10 protein-coding genes are annotated in these 19,142 nt (G+C 43.3%); 9 read left to right on the top strand and 1 reads right to left on the bottom strand.

Translation table 11 applies throughout. From position 1 onward, the window contains the following. Positions 1-153 precede the first annotated feature (153 nt). From DIU38_RS22105 to DIU38_RS22085, 5 genes are all read left to right on the top strand, one after another. Complete coding sequence (locus tag DIU38_RS22105; RefSeq protein ID WP_112651568.1) at positions 154-1,866, top strand: arylsulfatase; 1,713 nt, start codon at positions 154-156, stop codon at positions 1,864-1,866. 44 nt (positions 1,867-1,910) lie between these two features. After that, a complete protein-coding gene (locus tag DIU38_RS22100) occupies positions 1,911-4,388 on the top strand; it encodes a glutaminase family protein (RefSeq protein WP_112651566.1) in 2,478 nt (825 codons plus the stop codon). 176 nt (positions 4,389-4,564) lie between these two features. Further along, positions 4,565-5,215: a hypothetical protein gene (locus tag DIU38_RS22095; protein WP_112651564.1), complete on the top strand. Its 651-nt coding sequence runs from the start codon at positions 4,565-4,567 to the stop codon at positions 5,213-5,215. A 122-nt stretch (positions 5,216-5,337) separates the two neighbouring features. Next, a complete protein-coding gene (locus DIU38_RS22090) occupies positions 5,338-8,454 on the top strand; it encodes an AsmA family protein (RefSeq protein ID WP_112651562.1) in 3,117 nt (1,038 codons plus the stop codon). Positions 8,455-8,485: 31 nt separating this feature from the next. Continuing rightward, positions 8,486-8,866 carry a phytase gene (locus tag DIU38_RS22085; protein ID WP_243770683.1) on the top strand — a complete coding sequence of 127 codons (381 nt, stop codon included), beginning with the start codon at positions 8,486-8,488 and terminating at the stop codon, positions 8,864-8,866. A gap of 313 nt (positions 8,867-9,179) precedes the next feature. Here the strand turns inward: DIU38_RS22085 and DIU38_RS22080 are convergent, their stop codons facing one another. Beyond that, positions 9,180-9,740 (bottom strand): thioredoxin family protein, encoded by a 561-nt coding sequence (locus tag DIU38_RS22080; RefSeq protein ID WP_112651786.1) that lies wholly within the window; start codon positions 9,738-9,740, stop codon positions 9,180-9,182. Between the two features lie 153 nt (positions 9,741-9,893). Between DIU38_RS22080 and DIU38_RS22075 the strand changes: the two genes are divergently transcribed. The 4 genes from DIU38_RS22075 (at position 9,894) to DIU38_RS22060 (ending at position 19,126) form a co-directional block, all read left to right on the top strand. After that, on the top strand, positions 9,894-10,922 hold the full coding sequence (locus DIU38_RS22075; protein WP_112651560.1) for a glycoside hydrolase family 53 protein: 1,029 nt from the start codon (positions 9,894-9,896) through the stop codon (positions 10,920-10,922). Between the two features lie 308 nt (positions 10,923-11,230). Then, positions 11,231-14,449, top strand: coding sequence for a VCBS repeat-containing protein (locus tag DIU38_RS22070; protein WP_208057743.1), 3,219 nt, complete (start codon positions 11,231-11,233; stop codon positions 14,447-14,449). Between the two features lie 10 nt (positions 14,450-14,459). Then, positions 14,460-15,785 (top strand): vanadium-dependent haloperoxidase, encoded by a 1,326-nt coding sequence (locus DIU38_RS22065; RefSeq protein ID WP_112657435.1) that lies wholly within the window; start codon positions 14,460-14,462, stop codon positions 15,783-15,785. 140 nt (positions 15,786-15,925) lie between these two features. Further along, a complete protein-coding gene (locus tag DIU38_RS22060; RefSeq protein WP_112657437.1) occupies positions 15,926-19,126 on the top strand; it encodes a glycoside hydrolase family 2 TIM barrel-domain containing protein in 3,201 nt (1,066 codons plus the stop codon). The last annotated feature ends 16 nt before the right edge of the window (positions 19,127-19,142 follow it).

Here is a 19,142-nt window from a genome sequence, read left to right as displayed (position 1 = left end):
GCCGTTTTGTGTAAAATGATTGCTTTAATTTGGAATGTGTAAAACTGTCCGTAGTGCTATATGTTCAGGCATAAAAGCCTCGGTCATTTTTTAACCTTCCTGCTTTATTAAAACGTAAATTTAACCGAACTGGCGCAGGTATTTTGATCACCTATGAATAAATATAAACTATATGCCGGTTTAGTTGGTGCCGGTGCAATAGCGCTTGTTTCAGTTGCGTGGCAAACTAAAATCGTGAAGCAACCTGAGCAGGCAAGGAGACGCCCGAATATTATCGTGATCCTGGCCGATGATATGGGTTTTTCTGATCTGGGCTGTTATGGCGGTGAGGTGAATACCCCCAACATCAATTACCTTGCTAAAAATGGTATCCGCTACAGGCAATTCTATAACACATCGCGTTGCTGCCCAACAAGAGCATCTTTACTTACCGGTTTATACAATCAACAGGCAGGCATAGGCAAAATGACCGATGCCGAAGACGAACCCGGCTATCTCGGTCATATCACAGACAACGCGGTAACCCTTGCCGAAGTTTTGAAATCCGCAGGTTACCATACCGCCATGTCGGGAAAGTGGCATGTGTCCAACACCAACGGACAGCCTAACGCGCAGGACCAGATGGTCTGGTTAAACCATCATAAAGACTTTGGCGATTTTTCGCCCATTAGCCAGTACCCAACCAGCCGCGGGTTCGAGAAGTTTTTTGGAACCATTTGGGGCGTGGTCGATTTTTACGATCCTTTTAGTTTGGTTAGCGGTACTAAGCCCATTAAAACCGTCCCCAAAAACTACTATCATACAGATGCTATTAACGATACAGCGGTAGCTTATATCAAAGGCTACGCTAAATCGTTAAAGCCGTTCTTTTTGTACGTTGCCGAAAATGCACCGCACTGGCCGCTGATGGCAAAGCCAGAGGATATTGCCAAATATAAAGACACCTACAAAGCGGGCTGGCAGGCAATCCGCGAAGCGAGATACAAAAAGATGGTGAAGCTTGGTGTTATTGATCCTGCAAAAACAAAGCTATCCGATCGCTGGAAAGGCGATCTGCAATGGGAAAACAATCCTGATAAAGAATGGGACGCCATGGCTATGGCTGTTCATGCCGCCATGATCGACAGGATGGATCAGGGAATAGGCCGCATTATTAAAACGCTGAAAGAAACGGGTCAGCTGGATAACACCCTTATCGTTTTCCTGTCGGATAATGGGGCAAGTGCTGAAAACTGCGCTGCTTATGGTCCGGGTTTTGATCGCCCTAATGAAACCCGCGACGGACGGAAAATTGTTTATGCCACAAAGAAAGAAGCTTTGCCGGGCCCGGAGACTACTTATTCGTCAATCGGGCCGCGTTGGGCAAACGTAGCCAACACGCCGTATGAATATTGGAAAGCCGAATCATATGAAGGTGGTATCCATACACCGATGATCGCCTTTTGGCCAAAAGGAATTACTGCTAATAGAGGTGGCTTTAATGACCATGTAGGTCATGTGATGGACTTCATGAGTACCTTTGTTGAGCTGGCCGGGGCCAAATATCCTAAAACATATAAGGGACATAATATTCCACCGAATACAGGTATCAGCCTGGTGCCAAGCTTTAAAGGCAAACATACTCCCGGTCATGAGGATTTGTTTAACGAGCACTTCGGCGCGAGGTATGCGCGTTCAGGAAACTGGAAGCTGGTATCGCTGAGTAATGATACTACCTGGCATTTGTACGATCTGTCGCGGGATAAAACCGAAACTGCCGATCTGAAATCGAAATACCCGGAAAAAGTGCACCAACTGGATAGCCTTTGGCATATCTGGGCAAATACGCACCAGGTTTTTCCAAAGCCGGGAAACAAGAGTAAATAATAAAAAACCAACAATAAATTAAAACCAAAAGTAAAACGTAGTTTATGAACCTCATTTTTAAAAAAACGTACTTGCTTGTTTCCGGACTGGCAGCATCGTTTGTTGCACAAACAGCGCTGGCACAAGATAAGATGCCGTCTTATCCGCTGATCACGCACAACACTTATTTCAGCATCTGGTCAAACACCGATAAGTTAAATGAATCAACCACCAAACACTGGACCGGGAAAGACCAATCGTTACTGGGCCTCATTAAGGTTGATGGCAATTACTACCGTTTTATGGGCGCATCGGCCGTTAATTATAAAACCATTTTAGCAGCTACCGACGAAAAATCGTACAACAGTCAATACCTGGCCGAAACTGCCCCGGCAGAAGGTTGGGAAAAACCGGGCTTTAATGATCAGGCCTGGAAAAGCAGCGCTGCGCCATTTGGCGACGAACGTGCAGGCAAAGGCACCGACTGGAGAGGTAAAGACATTTGGGTTCGTCGTAAATTCAATATTGCCGAATTACCGAAAGGCCGTTTAATGCTGAAAGTTTATCATGATGATGAAGCCGAAGTATACCTGAACGGCCAGCAGATTGCTGCCGAAGGTGGCGCTAACGGCGATTTTGAAACTGTTGCGTTGCCTGCCAGTGCAAAATCGAATCTGAAAGCAGGTGAAAACGTTTTGGCTATTCATTGCAAAAACACCGGCGGAGGCTCGTTTATTGATGCCGGTCTTGCTGAAGAAGTGTTGAGCAAGGATGACGAAGCCGTTAAACTGGCTGAGCAAACCAGCGTTAAAGTTACAGCTACCCAAACCGTATATAACTTTAAAGCAGGTGAGGTAAACCTGAAACTTACGTTCACTTCGCCATTGGTTATGGGCGATTTGAAATTACTTACCACCCCGGTATCATACATCACTTACCAATTGAAATCAACCGATGGGAAGGCTCATGATGTTCAGATCTATCAGGGGGTATCAAGCAATCTGGCTGCGAATACACCATCACAGGAAGTTACGGCATCAAAATACAGTCAAAACGGCCTTAAGCTCTTAAAAGCTGGTACTGTGGAACAACCGGTATTACAGAAAAAAGGTGATAACCTGCGTATTGACTGGGGCTATGTTTATGTTGCTTCGTCAACAGCAGGTGCTAAACAATACATCACTCCCGAAGGCGATGCGGTATCATCATTCCTGGGCGCCCAAAAAGGTGAAGCTACGGTTATTGGTAAACAATTCATGTTAAGCACAGTATTACCATTTGGTAAAGTGACTGCTGCGCCGGTCTCTAAATTTATTTCGGTTGGGTATGATGATATTTATGCTATTCAATACTTTAAAACCAATTTAAGGCCATGGTGGAGGAACGCTCCGGGTGCTACTATTGAAGGCGTACTGAGCGATGCTACCAAAGCTTACGCTAAAGTAATTGGCACTTGTGTAAAAACAGATGCTAAGATCTGGGCCGACGCTGTTAAAGCCGGCGGTGAAAAATATGCTAAGTTATGTGTAATGGCTTATCGTCAAAGTATTGCCGCACACCAATTGGTTAAAAGCCCGGAGGGCGAATTGTTATTCTTATCTAAAGAGAATTTTAGCAATGGCTCTATCAATACGGTTGACATTACTTACCCTTCGGCTCCAATGTATCTGCTATACAATCCTGATTTGTTGAAGGGCATGATGAACGGCATCTTCTATTTCAGCGAAAGCGGTAAATGGAATAAACCTTACTCATCGCACGATTTAGGTACTTATCCATTGGCTAACGGCCAAACTTATGGCGAGGACATGCCGGTTGAAGAAAGCGGTAATATGATCATCCTTAACGCTGCTTTAGCAAAAGTTGAAGGCAATGCCAACTATGCTAAAAAACACTGGAAAACATTAACTATCTGGACTGAGTACCTTGCCAAATCAGGTTTTGATCCGGGTAGCCAATTGTGTACTGATGACTTTGCCGGTCACCTCGCGCATAATGCCAACTTATCAGTAAAAGCTATCGTAGCCATTGATGCCTACGGCGAATTAGCCGGTATGTTAGGTGATGCCGCAACCGCTAAAAAGTACAAAGCGATGGCTAAAGATATGGCCAAAAAATGGGAAGAAAAAGCCAACGCCGGCGACCATTACGGCCTGGTGTTTGACAGCAAAGATACCTGGAGCCAGAAATACAACATGGTTTGGGATAAAGTACTGGGCTTGAAATTGTTCCCGCAAAAAGTTTACGATAAGGAGCTTAAATACTATTTGGGACATCAAAACGAATTTGGTTTACCGTTGGATAGCCGTAAAACCTACACCAAAAGCGATTGGATCCTTTGGACTGCAGCGATGGCTGATAACCGAGCTGATTTCAATGCTTTGGTAGCACCGGTTTACAAATTTGCTACCGAAACTTCATCGCGCGTACCGTTAAGTGACTGGCACGAAACTACCAATGGTAAAATGGTAGGCTTCCAGGCTCGTAGTGTGATTGGCGGTTATTACATGAAAACTTTAAGGGATAAGTTGGCGGCTAAATAAGCAACTGATGATCCTTTGATTTTGACCAAGGGCCTGCATTAGCGGGCCCTTAGTTGTTTGAAAACGATTCTGGTCGAAGTTTAGCGGTAGCGTAACTTCGACCAGTAAAAGAAATTCCAAAAACTCGCTGTAAATTAGCATCTTTAGTCCATTCAACCTTAACTGTTACAACATAAATGCAGGATTACACATTTGAATACACCAGGCAAGGTTTTGCTTATCTTTTGTTTGCATTATCATTCGCGATTGTAGTTTTTGGGGTATCCCTATGTTGTATTTTATTTAAGGATATCATACCACTTGGTATAGCGGTAATAGTACTAATAGGATCTGGTATAGCGTTCTTTTTGCTAAACAAGCATCAAATTAAAAGAACCGGGATCGCAAAGCTCTCTATAAATGGCTTAACAATAGAACAGGATCAAGTAATTAATATTCCTTTTAGCGACTTAAAGTACTATTACATTTACGATGGAAAAAATGGAATTGTATTTACCCTGGGCTTCGGGGATGCTACAAAATTTAAAGTAGAAGCTAATAAAAGTTTCTGCAACGACAAGTTGCTAAAAGAGTTTCTCTCCGATTTTCAGTTAGCTATAGATAGTTATAACGCCCAAAACAAAGCTAACATCATTCACTTAGAAACGATATTTGCGAGGAAGCGAACATTATTCGTTTTAAGTATAATTACGGTTTTAGTAATTCTTGGGTTCTGTTTTACAAGTATGCCACTTACGTTATTGCCGATTGGCGTTAGCATGTCTATTTTGTTAGCCTGGATTAGATATTTTCAGCAAAGAAGTAAGAATAAACTTGTTGATTTTTAATCTTCAGTTTGTGGTTCGTATTACTCCCCTCATCTTTCCCTAACATTACAATCATCATAATTTGATATCCAATACTTAGGTTTTATGACTATTTTCATGGCTCGTTAGCTATAATAATTTCTATGCCGCTCCCCTTGGAAAAAATATTGGTTAAAACGCTTAAAATAAGCGCTGTCACCGTTGTTAGTTTATTGCTGTTGATGTTCCTTTTGCCTTATCTTTTTCCCGAAACGGTAACGCAAAAGATAAAGCAATGGGCCGCAGGCAGCGTAAACAGCAAGCTTTCGTTTTCGAGTACACGCTTGTCATTTTTTAAAAAATTCCCGTCGTTAACGCTTACACTGAATGATTTTGTGCTGAATGGCAGCGTACCTTTTCAGAATGATACCTTGGTTTCGGCTAAGGAAATTTCGCTGGCTATTGATCTTTCGTCGGTTTTTAAAAGCAAGATCAATGTAAACAGGATCTATCTTGATCACGCGTTGATCAACATCCAGGTTGATAGTGCCGGTAAAGCCAATTATAATGTTTACAAATCATCGCCCCCAAAACAGGATAATAAAGCTGATACCGCCAGTGCATCATTAGGGATTGAACAGATCCTGATAGACAAAAGCCACCTGGTTTATGACGATCGCTCGTTGCCCATGCAGATCAACGCGCGGGAACTTAACTACAAAGGCAGCGGCGATTTAAGCAAAGACATCTTTGACCTTTATAGCCATGTGGACGCGGCGTCAGTAGATTTTTATTACGGCAATAAGGCCTACGTGCTCAAGAAAAAAGTAAATGCAGATCTCGTAACTAGTATCAATACCAAATCATTGGCCTTCGCATTTCAAAAAAACGACCTGCTTATTAACAAGCTCCCGGTTAAATTTAAGGGTCGGTTTGAGTTCCTGAAAGATGGTTATGATATGGATTTCAAGATCAGGAGCGATCAGAATGACCTTGGTGATGTTTTTACCGCCATCCCCGATGAATACGCCAAATATGTTGATAACATGGATATCAGCGGTAATGGCATCATCCAGCTTGATCTTAGCGGAAAGTACATCGCCTCAAAAAATATTATGCCTAACCTGGGTATCAGCATGAAAGTGCGCGACGGTTCCATCGTTAACAAAAGTACCCCCGCGCCGGTTAAAAACCTGTACTTGAATATGGATGCCAGTTTACCTGGCCTCAACCCCGACAGTTTAAAAGTTAATATTGATTCGGTTTATTTTAATATTGGTAAGGACTACTTTGGTTCGGTACTGAAATTAAAGGGAATCAAATCTCCATACATTTATGCTAAAGTGAACACCGAAATTGATCTGGAGCAATGGTATAAGGTGTTTGGCATTAAGCCGTTCCAGGTAAAAGGAAGGTATGGTTTGCATTTACTGGCCGAGGGTAAGTACACCACCGGCATCAGGAAAACAGGACTAAGGCAAAAGGTCGATACCGTGATAACCAGTATTCCCCAATTTAAACTCAGGTCAACTTTCAGGAATGGCTATTTTAAATACAGCAAGCTGCCGCAGTCCATCAACAATATCAGTTTTGACCTGTATGCCGGTTGTCCGGATCATAATATTGCCAATGCCACTATGGATGTGCGCAACCTAAACATTAATGCACTTAATAATTACATAAAAGGCTATCTGAAATTAAGCAATAAAGCCGGTGCATTGATTGATGCCGGGTTGAATGCTAAATTCCATTTAGATGATATCAAGCAGTTTTATCCGGTTGATAGTATTGATTTCCGCGGTGATTTTGATGCCAACCTGCAAAGTAAAGGCAGGTATATTCCGGCCCGACGCATCTTCCCGGTTACCAATGCGGAGATCAACCTGAAAAACGGATATATCCAAACCAAATACTATCCGCACCCCATGCAAAATGTGCAGGTTAGCGTAAATATTTTTAACAACACCGGCTCGCTAAAAGGGCTTAAGGTGGATATTAAACCGGTGTCTTTCAGTTTTGAAGGGCAGCCATTTTTACTGAGGGCCAATTTCCGCAATTTTGATGACCTTGATTACAACGTAGCCTCGCACGGCAGCCTTGACCTGGGCAAAATTTATAAAGTATTTGCGGTAAAAGGATATGATGTAAATGGTTTTGTAAGCACCAACTTTAAATTGAAGGGCAAGCAAAGCGATGCTACTTCGGGCCACTATGATAAGCTGGACAATTCGGGCAGCATGAAAGTGAAGAACATCAAGCTTACTACCGAGCTGTTCCCTAAACCATTTTTTATCACCAACGGCGTATTCAGCTTTAATCAGGACAAAATGAAGTTTGATCAGTTTAAGGCTAATTACGGTAAATCGATTGTGGTGCTTGACGGTGCTTTATCTAATGTGATAGGCTATGCCATGCAGCCAAATTCGCCATTGAAAGGCGAGTTTAATCTAAAGAGTGATTTGATCATTGCCGATGACTTCATGGCCTTTGCCGGTGTGCCTGCGTCTGCCAAACCAACCAAATCATCTGGCGTGATCCTGGTGCCTGCAAACCTTGATCTTAATTTTGCTGCTGACGTTAAAAAAGTAAAATACAACGGTTTGGATATCAGTGACGCCAAAGGCGCAATGAATGTTACCAACGGGCAGATCGTACTTAAGCAAACTGGTTTCAGCCTGATAGGTGCCCCTGTAGTGATGGACGCCACTTATGGCAGCATCAATCCGCAAAAAGCATTTTTTGATTATCACATCAACGCGAAAGAGTTTGATATTCAGAGGGCCTACCGCGAAATCAAGTTGTTTCATGATATGGCAACTTCGGCCGAGCATGTACAAGGTATTGTATCTTTAGACTATAAGCTTGCGGGTAAGCTAAACAGCGATATGAAACCGGTTTATCCATCATTAAAAGGCGGTGGCGTACTTTCTGTAAAACAAGTAAAAGTATACGGATTGAAATTATTAAGCGCGGTTGGCAAGCAAACCGGTCATGACAGTGTTGGCCACGGTGATGTGAAAAAGGTTGATATCAAAAGTACTATAGCTAACAACATCATGACTATAGAACGAACCAAAATGCGGATTGCAGGTTTCAGGCCAAGATTTGAAGGACAGGTGGGTTTGGATGGCAAACTGAACCTGAAATTCAGGCTGGGGCTGCCGCCCTTCGGTATCTTCGGCATCCCGATGACTATCACCGGTACCCAGGATAAACCTATTATCCATTTGGGCAAAGGCAAAAAAGAAGATGAGCTGAAAGAAACGCAGGAAGAAGAATAAAAGCGGGTTGAGCAGACTGGCGAATTCATTTGTGAAAGAAATAGAAGCGAGGATTGTGCGAAGAGCAGGTAGGTGTACGCCAGTATTATGCCGACCCCGAAAAAGGCGACCAGGAGCTGGCTATATTCGGCACCGCAGGCTTAATGCCGACCATGAAGGGATCTCAATTTATAAATTAACCGACACTACGGGCTATATCCTGGTATCTGATCAGGGCGCCAACCGCTTCCAGATTTTCAGCAGGGAAGGCACAAAAGCAAACCCTTTTGAACATAAACTTTTGAAAATAGCCAACGTTGCCGCCAGACAAAGTGATGGCAGTGACATAACCGCCACTCCTTTAAATGGTACCTTTAAACATGGCATTTTTGTGGTAATGAGTACCGATAAAACTTTTCACTATTACCGCTGAGAAGACATAGCGGGCAAAGAACTTAAGGTAAAATAGTAGCACAAAAAACTCTCGTGTGGCCATATCTTTTTTATTTTACTATTAAAAAAAATGTCATTTCGACGAGCTCTTGGTGGTATTTGTGCGTTGGAGGCGAGGAGAAATCTTCTACGCCCTGCTTTTACAAGCACAGTTGCAAAGCTTAATGTAGAAGATTTCTCTTTCGCCTCATCGTTCATGCCCGTCCGGCTCTATCGAAATGACATTTTTTAAATATGTACACACACACAGTAGCCTTCAGATAGGGTTGGGGCGAAAGTTGTTTTTACCAGAATCATAATAGCTTATTTATAATATCTAAAAACTCCAGCTGAAAACTTTCACCTTTATCCTCGTTATACCATTTCTGCAATGCTATCTTTTTTTCGCTCATTTCAATATGGTCTTTCACCATTTGCAGGTATAATCGCTGGCACTCAGCCGGCCGCGGCCCCCATGTCGCAAGGTCTTGATTATTTTCATCTGCAATAATGATCTTCGGAATTGAGCGGGTGCCATTGGTAAGGTAACTTTCAATCAAAAATGGCGGCGAATCCCTTAACTGATAATTAACTTTAATAAGCGGATTCAATTCCGAAAGGCGATGCAGGAACGGTATAGTATGCGAAGCATCGCCGCACCAGGCCTCGGTAATAACCGTCCATAACTGTGGTTTGCTGATCTTTTCGATGGCATTTGTCAAATCCGGGTTCAGTACGCCAACCTTTAGCCAGCGCTGCTGGCGCGACCAATTAAGCTTTGTATAATTTAAATAATCCGGGTTGTCGTACGGAGTCGGCGGATTAGGGGTATTCAAAATATCGAAAAATAGCTGTTGATATGCTGTGAAATCCATAATAATTGCATTTGGCGCCATTTATGGCAATTCCTTTTACGATATGAAATTAAATAATGTGCGTGTGAATTTTGTTGATGTAGATTAATTTCGATAACCTTTACCGGGCTATGATTAATATACTATGTATTTTTGATTATCAAAGCGGGGTACATGAAAATTAAAATAAACAAACTGCTATTAATAGCAATTAGCCTGGTATGCACCGGGGCTTTATCGTCCTACAAATATTCGCCGGCCAAAAACGTTCCGGTTAAGTTTAAGCAGATCATGGGCGCCGATATTTCATTTATACCCCAGTTGGAAGCTGAAGGGCATAAGTTTTATGATAACGGCGTAAACAAGGACCCTCTCACTATTTTGAAAGATCATGGCTTTAATTATGTACGGCTTCGTATATTCAATAATCCTAAGGCCGATAGCGGGTATTCGGCAAAAGGCTATTGTGGTTTGGAAGATACCAAAAAGATGGCTCTGCGTATTAAAGAAGCCGGAATGGGCTTTTTACTTGATTTTCATTACAGTGATAACTGGGCCGATCCCGGTAAGCAATACAAACCTGCTGCCTGGAAAAAGCTCAACAACCAGCAACTGCAGGATTCTATAAAGGCATTTACCCGGCTTACCTTGCTGGCCCTAAAAAAGCAGGGCACGCTGCCCGATATGGTGCAGGTAGGTAACGAAATTAACCACGGCATTTTATGGCCCGACGGCCGTGTCAAAAACCTGGATACCCTGGCTGGCTTTTTAAAGGCTGGCATTAACAGTTTCAAAAGCGTGAGCAGCAACATCAGGGTAATGCTGCATATTGCCTGCGGCGGGCAAAATGCAGAATCAAGATACTTTGTAGATAACATGCTCAAACGCGGCGTTAATTTCGATATCATTGGCCAATCATATTATCCCGAGTGGCATGGCACACCGGATAGCTTACGCAACAACCTTACCGACCTCGCCGCCCGTTATACACAGGATGTGATAGTGGTGGAATATTCTCAGCGCAAACGCGAGGTAAATGATATAGCTTTTTCGTTACCTGGTAATAAAGTTAAAGGCACTTTTATTTGGGAGCCCTTTAACTGGGGCGAAACCTTTGTTGATAAACAGGGAAATATTAATGCGCATATGGCTACTTATGACAGCATTAGTAAACAATACCATATTCGGCTGTCCCTTGAATAGGAGGATCATGATACGCTTTGGCTTTATCATAGGATAAGTACAGGCAATTCCAATTTGCAGAGTCACTATATGTAGCTTCTTAAAGCGATTTTTCTAAAAATGCTTTGCATGTAGAATAATTGTTATATTGACATCAAATTTGCGATGCCTATTTATCGCAGCCACAATAAACCAAAATGAAGATATTCCGGTGCCCCCTCCCGCTTAAAACGCGAAAAGAACGATCGTTTTTGATGTTTCCTGCTGTATGTACGCTGATGTTATTTGCAGGGTGTAATCATGAACCCTCTGCCAACTCACCACAACTCTTGTTTAAACTGTTGCAGCCGGAACAAACCCATGTTGATTTCGCCAATACCTTAACCGAAGGATTAAACACCAACGTGCTGATGTATGAGTATTTTTATAATGGTGGTGGCGTGGCTGTTGGCGACTTAAACGGCGATGGCTTGCAGGACCTTTATTTTACAGGGAACATGACCGATAATAAATTGTACCTGAACCAGGGCAATATGCAGTTTAAGGATATCACCGCTGATGCCGGTGTAGCAGGACGGCCCGGTCCCTGGAAAACAGGTGTAACCATGGCCGATGTTAACGGTGACGGTAAGCTGGATATATACATATGTTATTCGGGTAAAGTACGGGCCGAGAAGCGGGTTAACCAACTGTTCATAAACCAGGGAAACAACGCTGCAGGTGTACCCATGTTTAAAGATCTGACCGCTGATTTTGGCCTCGATTTTCCATCATTCAGTACACAGGCATACTTTTTTGATTATGACCGGGACGGCGATCTCGACCTGTTGTTAATTAACCACAACCCAGGCCGGATCAGTATTATGGATGATGCCTTTGTTAAGGAGATGTCGGCCAAAAGGGATAACGAATCGGGGATCAGGCTGCTGCGGAATGACAATAATCATTTTACTGACGTTACCATCGGTGCAGGCATTATCAATACACCACTGTCATACGGCCTTGCAGCAGGTATCGCCGATATTAACGGCGATGGATGGCCGGATATCTATGTATCCAATGATTATAGTATTCCCGACAGGTTGTACATTAATAATGGGAAGGGCAGTTTTGCCGATGAGCTCCAGAAACAAATAGGCCATAGCTCGTTTTATTCTATGGGGAATGATGTAGCCGATATTAATAACGACGGCAAACCCGATATCTACACCCTGGATATGCTTCCCGAAGATAACAAACGGCAAAAACTGCTGTTCGGCATTGATAATTATGAAGCTTTTGACCTGAACCTGAGGGTTGGCTTTTATTACCAGTATATGCGTAATATGCTGCAAATCAACAATGGCAATAACTCGTTCAGCGAGATAGGACAGCTGGCAGGCATCTCCAATACAGATTGGAGCTGGTCGCCCCTTTTTGCCGATTATGATAATGATGGCTGGAAAGACCTGTTTGTAAGTAACGGATATACCCGCGACTATACCAACATGGACTTTTTAAAGTTTATGGGCGATAACATCAAAGACAGACGTGTAATGCGGCAAGACCTCCTGGATATTGTTAACCAGATGCCTTCATCGCAAATGAAAAGTTACCTGTTTAAAAATAATGGTAATACCACATTTACCAATAAAAGTGAACAATGGGGCATAACGCTGCCATCAAACAGTAACGGCGCCGCTTATGCCGATCTGGATAATGACGGTGACCTTGATCTGGTGGTAAACAATATCAATCAGCCGGCTTTTGTTTATGAAAACCAGGCCGCTAAACAAAATGACAATCATTATTTAGCTGTAAAATTAAATGGCGGCGGCGCAAATACCCAGGGAGTAGGAGCTAAGGTTAGCATTTATTCGGGTAATAAAACCCAGTATCTGGAGCAAATGCCTAACCGGGGCTATCAGTCGTCAGTTTCAACGATACTGCATTTTGGCCTGGGGAAAGATAAGCAGGTTGATTCATTAAGGATTACCTGGCAAAGCGGCAAATCGCTGGTGCTTCAAAAAGTAAAAGCCGATAAACAGCTTGTTTTAAATGAAAAGGATGCCACGGATGGTAGTCCTGTACAAAAACAGATCAATCCAATATTTAAAGAGGTGCCTGCCCCTATCGCAGGCAGCGAAAGCGATAATACCACCAATGATTTTAAAAGGCAGCCGTTAATGGTTAACTCCATATCGTTTTCAGGCTCCATCCTTACCAAAGGCGATGCAAATGGCGATGGGCTTGAGGATATTTATGCCGGTGCACATGATGGCAAAGCCGGTGTTTTATACCTGCAGCAAAAAGATGGGAAATTTATAAGCAAGGCTGTTGCCGCCTTTGAAGCCGATAAAAACAGTACCGATGCCGCAGCTTTATTTTTTGATGCCAATGGCGATGGCAAGCCCGATCTGTATGTAGCCTCTGGTGGCTATGCCGATTATAAACCGGATGACGCGCTGCTGCAGGACAGGTTATACCTTAACGATGGTAAAGGAAACTTCAGCAAAGCTAATGGTGCCTTGCCCAAAATGATCAGCAGTAAAAGCTGTGTAAAAGCGGCCGATATCAATGGAGATGGTTTTCCTGATCTGTTTGTTGGCGGAAGGGTAATACCCGGGCAGTATCCCGAAGCACCCGAAAGCTATATTTTGATCAATGATGGCAAGGGGCATTTTACCAACGAAACCGTAAAATATAATCTGGCAATAAAGAACATAGGGATGGTGACCGATGCTGCCTGGGTTGATATGAACGGTGATAAAAAGCCCGATCTGGTGTTGGCCGGCGAATGGATGCCGATTACGGTTTTTGAAAATAGCGTCACTAAGCTAACCGATGCCACAACAAAATACTTTGATAAAAAATATGCCGGCTGGTGGAACTGTTTACAGGTAAGCGACATCAACCATGACGGCCATCCGGATATTATAGCCGGAAACATTGGTTTAAATACGCAATGTAAAGCAAGCGATGCCGAGCCTGCGGAAATGTTTTATAAAGACTTTGATGATAACGGCTCCGTCGACCCGATGCTTTGTTTTTACATTCAGCATAAAAGTTACCCCTTTGTAAGCCGTGATGAATTGCTTGACCAGATGAGTGTAATGCGCGGCCGGTTCCCCGATTATAAAAGCTATGCCGATGCTACAATGGACAAGATTTTTACTGCCGAAGAAATGAAGGATGTAAAAAAACTGACAGCCAATGAACTGGCTACATCATGTTTTGTCAGTAATGCACAAGGAAAATTAAAGCAGGCGGTATTACCCTTACAGGCCCAGTATTCGCCGGTTTTTACCATTACTTCATTTGATTACGATCATGATGGCAAGGAGGATCTTCTGCTTTGCGGCAATATCAACAAGGCCCGCATCCGTTTTGGTAAATATGATGCTAACTATGGCGTATTGCTAAAGGGTGATGGCAAGGGTAATTACCAATACATAAACCAGCAGCAATCGGGCTTCAGCATTCGGGGAGATGTTAGGAGCGTGCTTCAATTAAATAATGTTTTACTATTTGCCCTTGATAAAGGCAAACTAAAGGCATATAAGCAATAATAAAAAGGCAATGAAAAAACTGTTAATGCTAATACCTGCCTGCGGCTTATTTGCGATGATAAGCTGCAGCCCGAAAAAGCAACCCGAACTAACCAACCAGGACGTGAGCAAAGTTGTTGGCCATATGACCAGCGTAATGATCCATGATGTTACTAACCCGCCATTGGCCGCCCGTTTTTTTGCTTATACCTGCCTTGCCGGGTATGAGGTAGTTGCCGAAAACGACAAACAGATCCATAGTATGCGCGGTGTACTGAATCAATATCCGGATGTCAAACACCCCAAACAAAATACCGATTATAATTATCAGCTAAGCGCAGTACTGGCCATGTTTGAAACATCTGCCAAGCTGTTGCCATCGGGTACCTTAATGCTGGGCTACGAGTCTTCCTTTATTGATTCGTGCAAGAACGTCGGCTTCAGCAGTGAGGCGATCGACAGCTCAAAAAGCTATGCCAAAACAATCAGTAAACAGATCCTGGCTTATGCCAAGGCCGATGGTTACCGGAAAATAAGTAACTATCCACGCTATAAGCTTAAGCAAACACCCGGTAGCTGGGACCTTACCCCGCCTGCTTATATGCTACCTGTCGAGCCATATTTTAACACTATCCGGCCCATGACGCTTGATTCGGCCGCGCAATTTGTGCCTGATGCGCCTATTCCTTTTTCAACCGATAAGAATTCGCTTTTTTATAAGTTTTTGCAGATGAGCTACGCCAAAAGTGGCAATGCTTTAAAGCAGGAAGAAAAAGATATTGCCAACTTTTGGGATTGTAACCCTTTTGCCGTTCAAAATGACGGGCACATGCTTATTGGCCTAAAAAAGATCTCGCCGGGGGCACACTGGATGGGGATAACGGCTATTGCCTGTAAGCAGGCCAAAACCGGTTTCTCTAAAACGGTGCAGATCAATACCGCTGTAGCTATAGGCCTGCTGGATGGTTTCATTTGCTGCTGGGAAGACAAATACCGCACCAACCGCATCAGGCCCGAAACGGCCATTCGCAGGTATATTGACCCGCATTGGAAACCCCTGTTGCAAACCCCTCCGTTCCCAGAATATATCAGCGGGCATTCGGTGGTTTCAACAACGGCTGCGGTTATCCTTACGCATTACCTGGGCGATAATTTTAAATATACCGATGATGTGGAAGTAAGTTATGGTATCCCGCCAAGGCATTTCAACTCGTTTACGCAGGCTGCTAAAGAAGCTGCTATTTCAAGATTTTGGGGAGGCATTCATTTTATGGATGCTATTGATAATGGTATCGTTCAGGGGAACAAGGTTGGCAACCTGGTCGTCACTAAATTGAGCGGGCAAAAGAAGTCATAAAATAATACGATACAAATAGATAAAAGGTTTTAGCATTTTTGTACATATGTATATCTGACAGTTGTTATATTTGAGTTTTATATTTCTTTGTTCCGGATCTGCGATATAAAAATCAAATCATTTCAACCAAATATATACCTATGCGCCAATCTCATTTAAACAAACAACTCCTTAAGGTTTTGTTGCTTTTCATTTTCGTTTTGAGCCATAAAGCAGGCTTCAGCTTTCAGCAGGCAGATAACGGATTATCGAAATCAGATACTGCTTCTGTTCCGAAAGAGATTGAAGACCCTGAAAATATCGGCATCAATAAGGAGGCAAGCCATGCTACACTTATGCCTTATGCATCTTTAAAAGAGGCTTTGGCCGGTAACAGACGTGCTTCAACCTTTAGCCGCAGCCTGAATGGGCTTTGGAAGTTTAACTGGGTGGACTGGCCGCAGAAACGCCCCGTTAATTTTTATAAACCCGGCTATGATGTAACGGGCTGGAAGGATATCAAAGTGCCATCCAATTGGCAGGTTGAAGGTTACGGCACTCCGTATTACAGTAACTTTACTTATATTTTTCAGAAAGATTTTCCGAGGGTGATGAGCACCCCGCCGGTGAAATATACAGCCTATAAGGAAAGAAACCCGGTAGGCAGTTACCGCCGTGATTTTACTGTACCTGCTGAATGGAACGGCCGCCGCATTTTTATCACCTTTGATGGGGTTGATGCTGGTTTTTTTATCTGGGTAAATGGTAAAAAAGTTGGTTACAGTGTAAATAGCCGTAATGCTGCCGAGTTTGACCTTACCAAATACGTTAAACCGGGCAAAAATACTTTAGCCGTCGAGGTGTACCGCTTTACTACCGGTAGTTACCTTGAAGATCAGGACATGTGGCGTTTAAGCGGCATATTCAGGAATGTAACCCTTTGGAGCAGTCCGCAGGAGCATATCAGGGACTATTTTGTGAAAACAAATCTCGATAAGCAATACAAAAATGCCGATGTGCTGGTATCGGCCAAAATAAAAAACTATGGTACAGTAGCTGTTAAGGCCCGTTTGCTGGATGTGGCTTTATATAATGGTTCGGTACCTGTTCCGGGGGCAACCGTTAAAAAAGCTATCCCGGCCCTAAAACCTGGCGAAGAAGTAACAGTTGAGGCAAGTTTCCATGTAAACAATCCGCAGAAATGGACAGCCGAAACGCCGAAGCTTTATACTACAGTTGTAAAAATTGATGATGGCGCCAATACCATTGAAACCCTGTCATCGCGAACCGGTTTCAGAAATATAGAAATTAAAGGCCGATTGTTTTTGGTTAATGGCGTGCCTATTAAACTGAAAGGTGTAAACCGCCATGAAAACTGGCCGAATGATGGTCATGCTGTTACCGAAGAGCAAATGATTAGAGACGTTGTGTTGATTAAACAAGCCAATTGCAACCACGTGCGTACCTGCCACTATTCTGACGACCCGAGGTGGTATGAACTGTGCGACCAGTATGGAATTTACCTTGTTGCGGAAGCTAATTTGGAAAGCCACGGTGCCTGGGATGAATTTAATGAAGAACCCAGGATTAAAGCCGCGTTGATTGACAGGAACGTGGCCAACGTAGAAAATTTCAAGAACCATCCTTCGGTTATTATCTGGAGCCTGGGTAACGAATGCGGCAGCGGAGGCTCAAACTTCAGGACTATCCTGAAAGTGATCAAAGGTATTGATAATACGCGCCCAACACATTACCAGGGCTTTGGTATAGGCAAAAACAATCCTGCGGATATGGACAGTGAAATGTATACCGATGTGGAGAACCTGGAAAAACATGCCAACGATCAAAGCCTGACCAAACCGTTTTACCTGTGCGAGTATGCACACGCCATGTTCAACTCCATGGGCTCGGTTGATATTTATAATGACTTGTTTGATAAATATCCCCAATTATTAGGTGGCGCTATCTGGGAGTGGCAGGATCAGGGCATCTATAATAACCGCGACCCTAAACATCCAATAACTGCTTTTGGCGGTGGTTTTGGCGAGTATCCGAACGATCAGTACTTCATTCACAAAGGCGTTGTATTTTCAGACCGCTCATTGAAACCACACTATCCCGAATTAAAACATGCCTACCAATGGATCAGCATTCATCCCAAAGATTTGAAAAATGGCCTGGTGACAATAAAAAACCGTTACCAGTTTATTAACCTAAACGGTTTAACTGCCAAATGGGTAGTGACGGAGGATGGTACAACCATATCTTCAGGCGATTTACCGCTTAAGGAAATTAAACCGGGCGAAGAGCTTGATGTAAAAGTTCCGTACCAGGTTACACCTAAACCCGGTGCAGAATATTTCCTGCGGATATCATTCGGTTTGGCGGCTGATAAAATGTGGGCCCAAAAAGGGTTTGAAGTAGCGGCTCAACAATTGGAATTACCAATTGCTCTTCCGGCCGCCAAAGAACAATCTGCAACGGGTAAACTATCTTTATCAGATGCCGGTAATAAGATCAAGGTTAAAGGCGATGGTTTTAGCCTGGAGTTTGACAAGGAAAAGGGCACTTTCTCAAAAATGGAGAAAGATGGGGAAAACGTTTTGCAAAATACCGGCGGCCCTATGCTGCACCTGTGGCGTGCACCTCACCGCAAAGATGATATGTGGGCTTATGAGGATTGGGTAAAATATGGTTTGAAAGAGATCAGCTGGAAAACGGATGCGGTGAAAAGTGCGCAGTTGTCAGCAGGGCAGGTAGAGATCAAAGTAAACCTCACCGGCACCGGTAAGCACGATTTTGTTGTTCATCATCAGGTAACATATACCATAAACAGCACCGGTACTATTAAAGCAGACAATAATGTAAGCTTTAATGCCGATCCTAAACTGGTACTGGCCAGGCTGGGTGTACGTTTGTTCCTGAAAAAGGATCTTGATCAATTTGAATATTTTGGCTGCGGGCCGATGGAAAATTATGCCGACAGGAAAAGCGGCTTTGATGTTGGCCGTTATTCAAGCAGCATAGCGCAACAGCAAACTCCATATGAAAAACCGATGGACTGTGGTAACCACGAGGATGTAAGGTGGGCTAATGTGAGCACCGCTAAAGGTACAGGCATTGCTGTTAAACAGGTAGGTGAGCTATTCCAGGTAACTGCACTGCCATACAGCGATGAGGAAATGACCGATGTGGAATACAAGATAGATTTGCCAAAAAGCAAAGGCACTGTGTTATGCATCAGCCATAAAACATTGGGCGTTGGCTCATATGGATGCGGCCCTAAACCACTGGAACAATACAGGGTTTACGCAAAAGATGCAAGTTTTAGCTACCAGATCCAGCTAATCAGCAAAAAATAGTTACTGATTAAAATAA

This window comes from Mucilaginibacter metallidurans (genome assembly GCF_003286435.2).
GTDB lineage: Bacteria > Bacteroidota > Bacteroidia > Sphingobacteriales > Sphingobacteriaceae > Mucilaginibacter > Mucilaginibacter gossypii.
Note: the sequence above shows the minus strand (reverse complement) of the source record. Positions and strands in the feature narration are given on the sequence as shown.

Coding starts and splice junctions, on each gene's coding strand:
- DIU38_RS22090 (WP_112651562.1), top strand. CDS start 5,338: ATGCCGCTCCCCTTGGAAAAAATATTGGTTAAAACGCTTAAAATAAGC.
- DIU38_RS22100 (WP_112651566.1), top strand. CDS start 1,911: ATGAACCTCATTTTTAAAAAAACGTACTTGCTTGTTTCCGGACTGGCA.
- DIU38_RS22060 (WP_112657437.1), top strand. CDS start 15,926: ATGCGCCAATCTCATTTAAACAAACAACTCCTTAAGGTTTTGTTGCTT.
- DIU38_RS22105 (WP_112651568.1), top strand. CDS start 154: ATGAATAAATATAAACTATATGCCGGTTTAGTTGGTGCCGGTGCAATA.
- DIU38_RS22065 (WP_112657435.1), top strand. CDS start 14,460: ATGAAAAAACTGTTAATGCTAATACCTGCCTGCGGCTTATTTGCGATG.
- DIU38_RS22080 (WP_112651786.1), bottom strand. CDS start 9,740: ATGGATTTCACAGCATATCAACAGCTATTTTTCGATATTTTGAATACC.
- DIU38_RS22075 (WP_112651560.1), top strand. CDS start 9,894: ATGAAAATTAAAATAAACAAACTGCTATTAATAGCAATTAGCCTGGTA.
- DIU38_RS22095 (WP_112651564.1), top strand. CDS start 4,565: ATGCAGGATTACACATTTGAATACACCAGGCAAGGTTTTGCTTATCTT.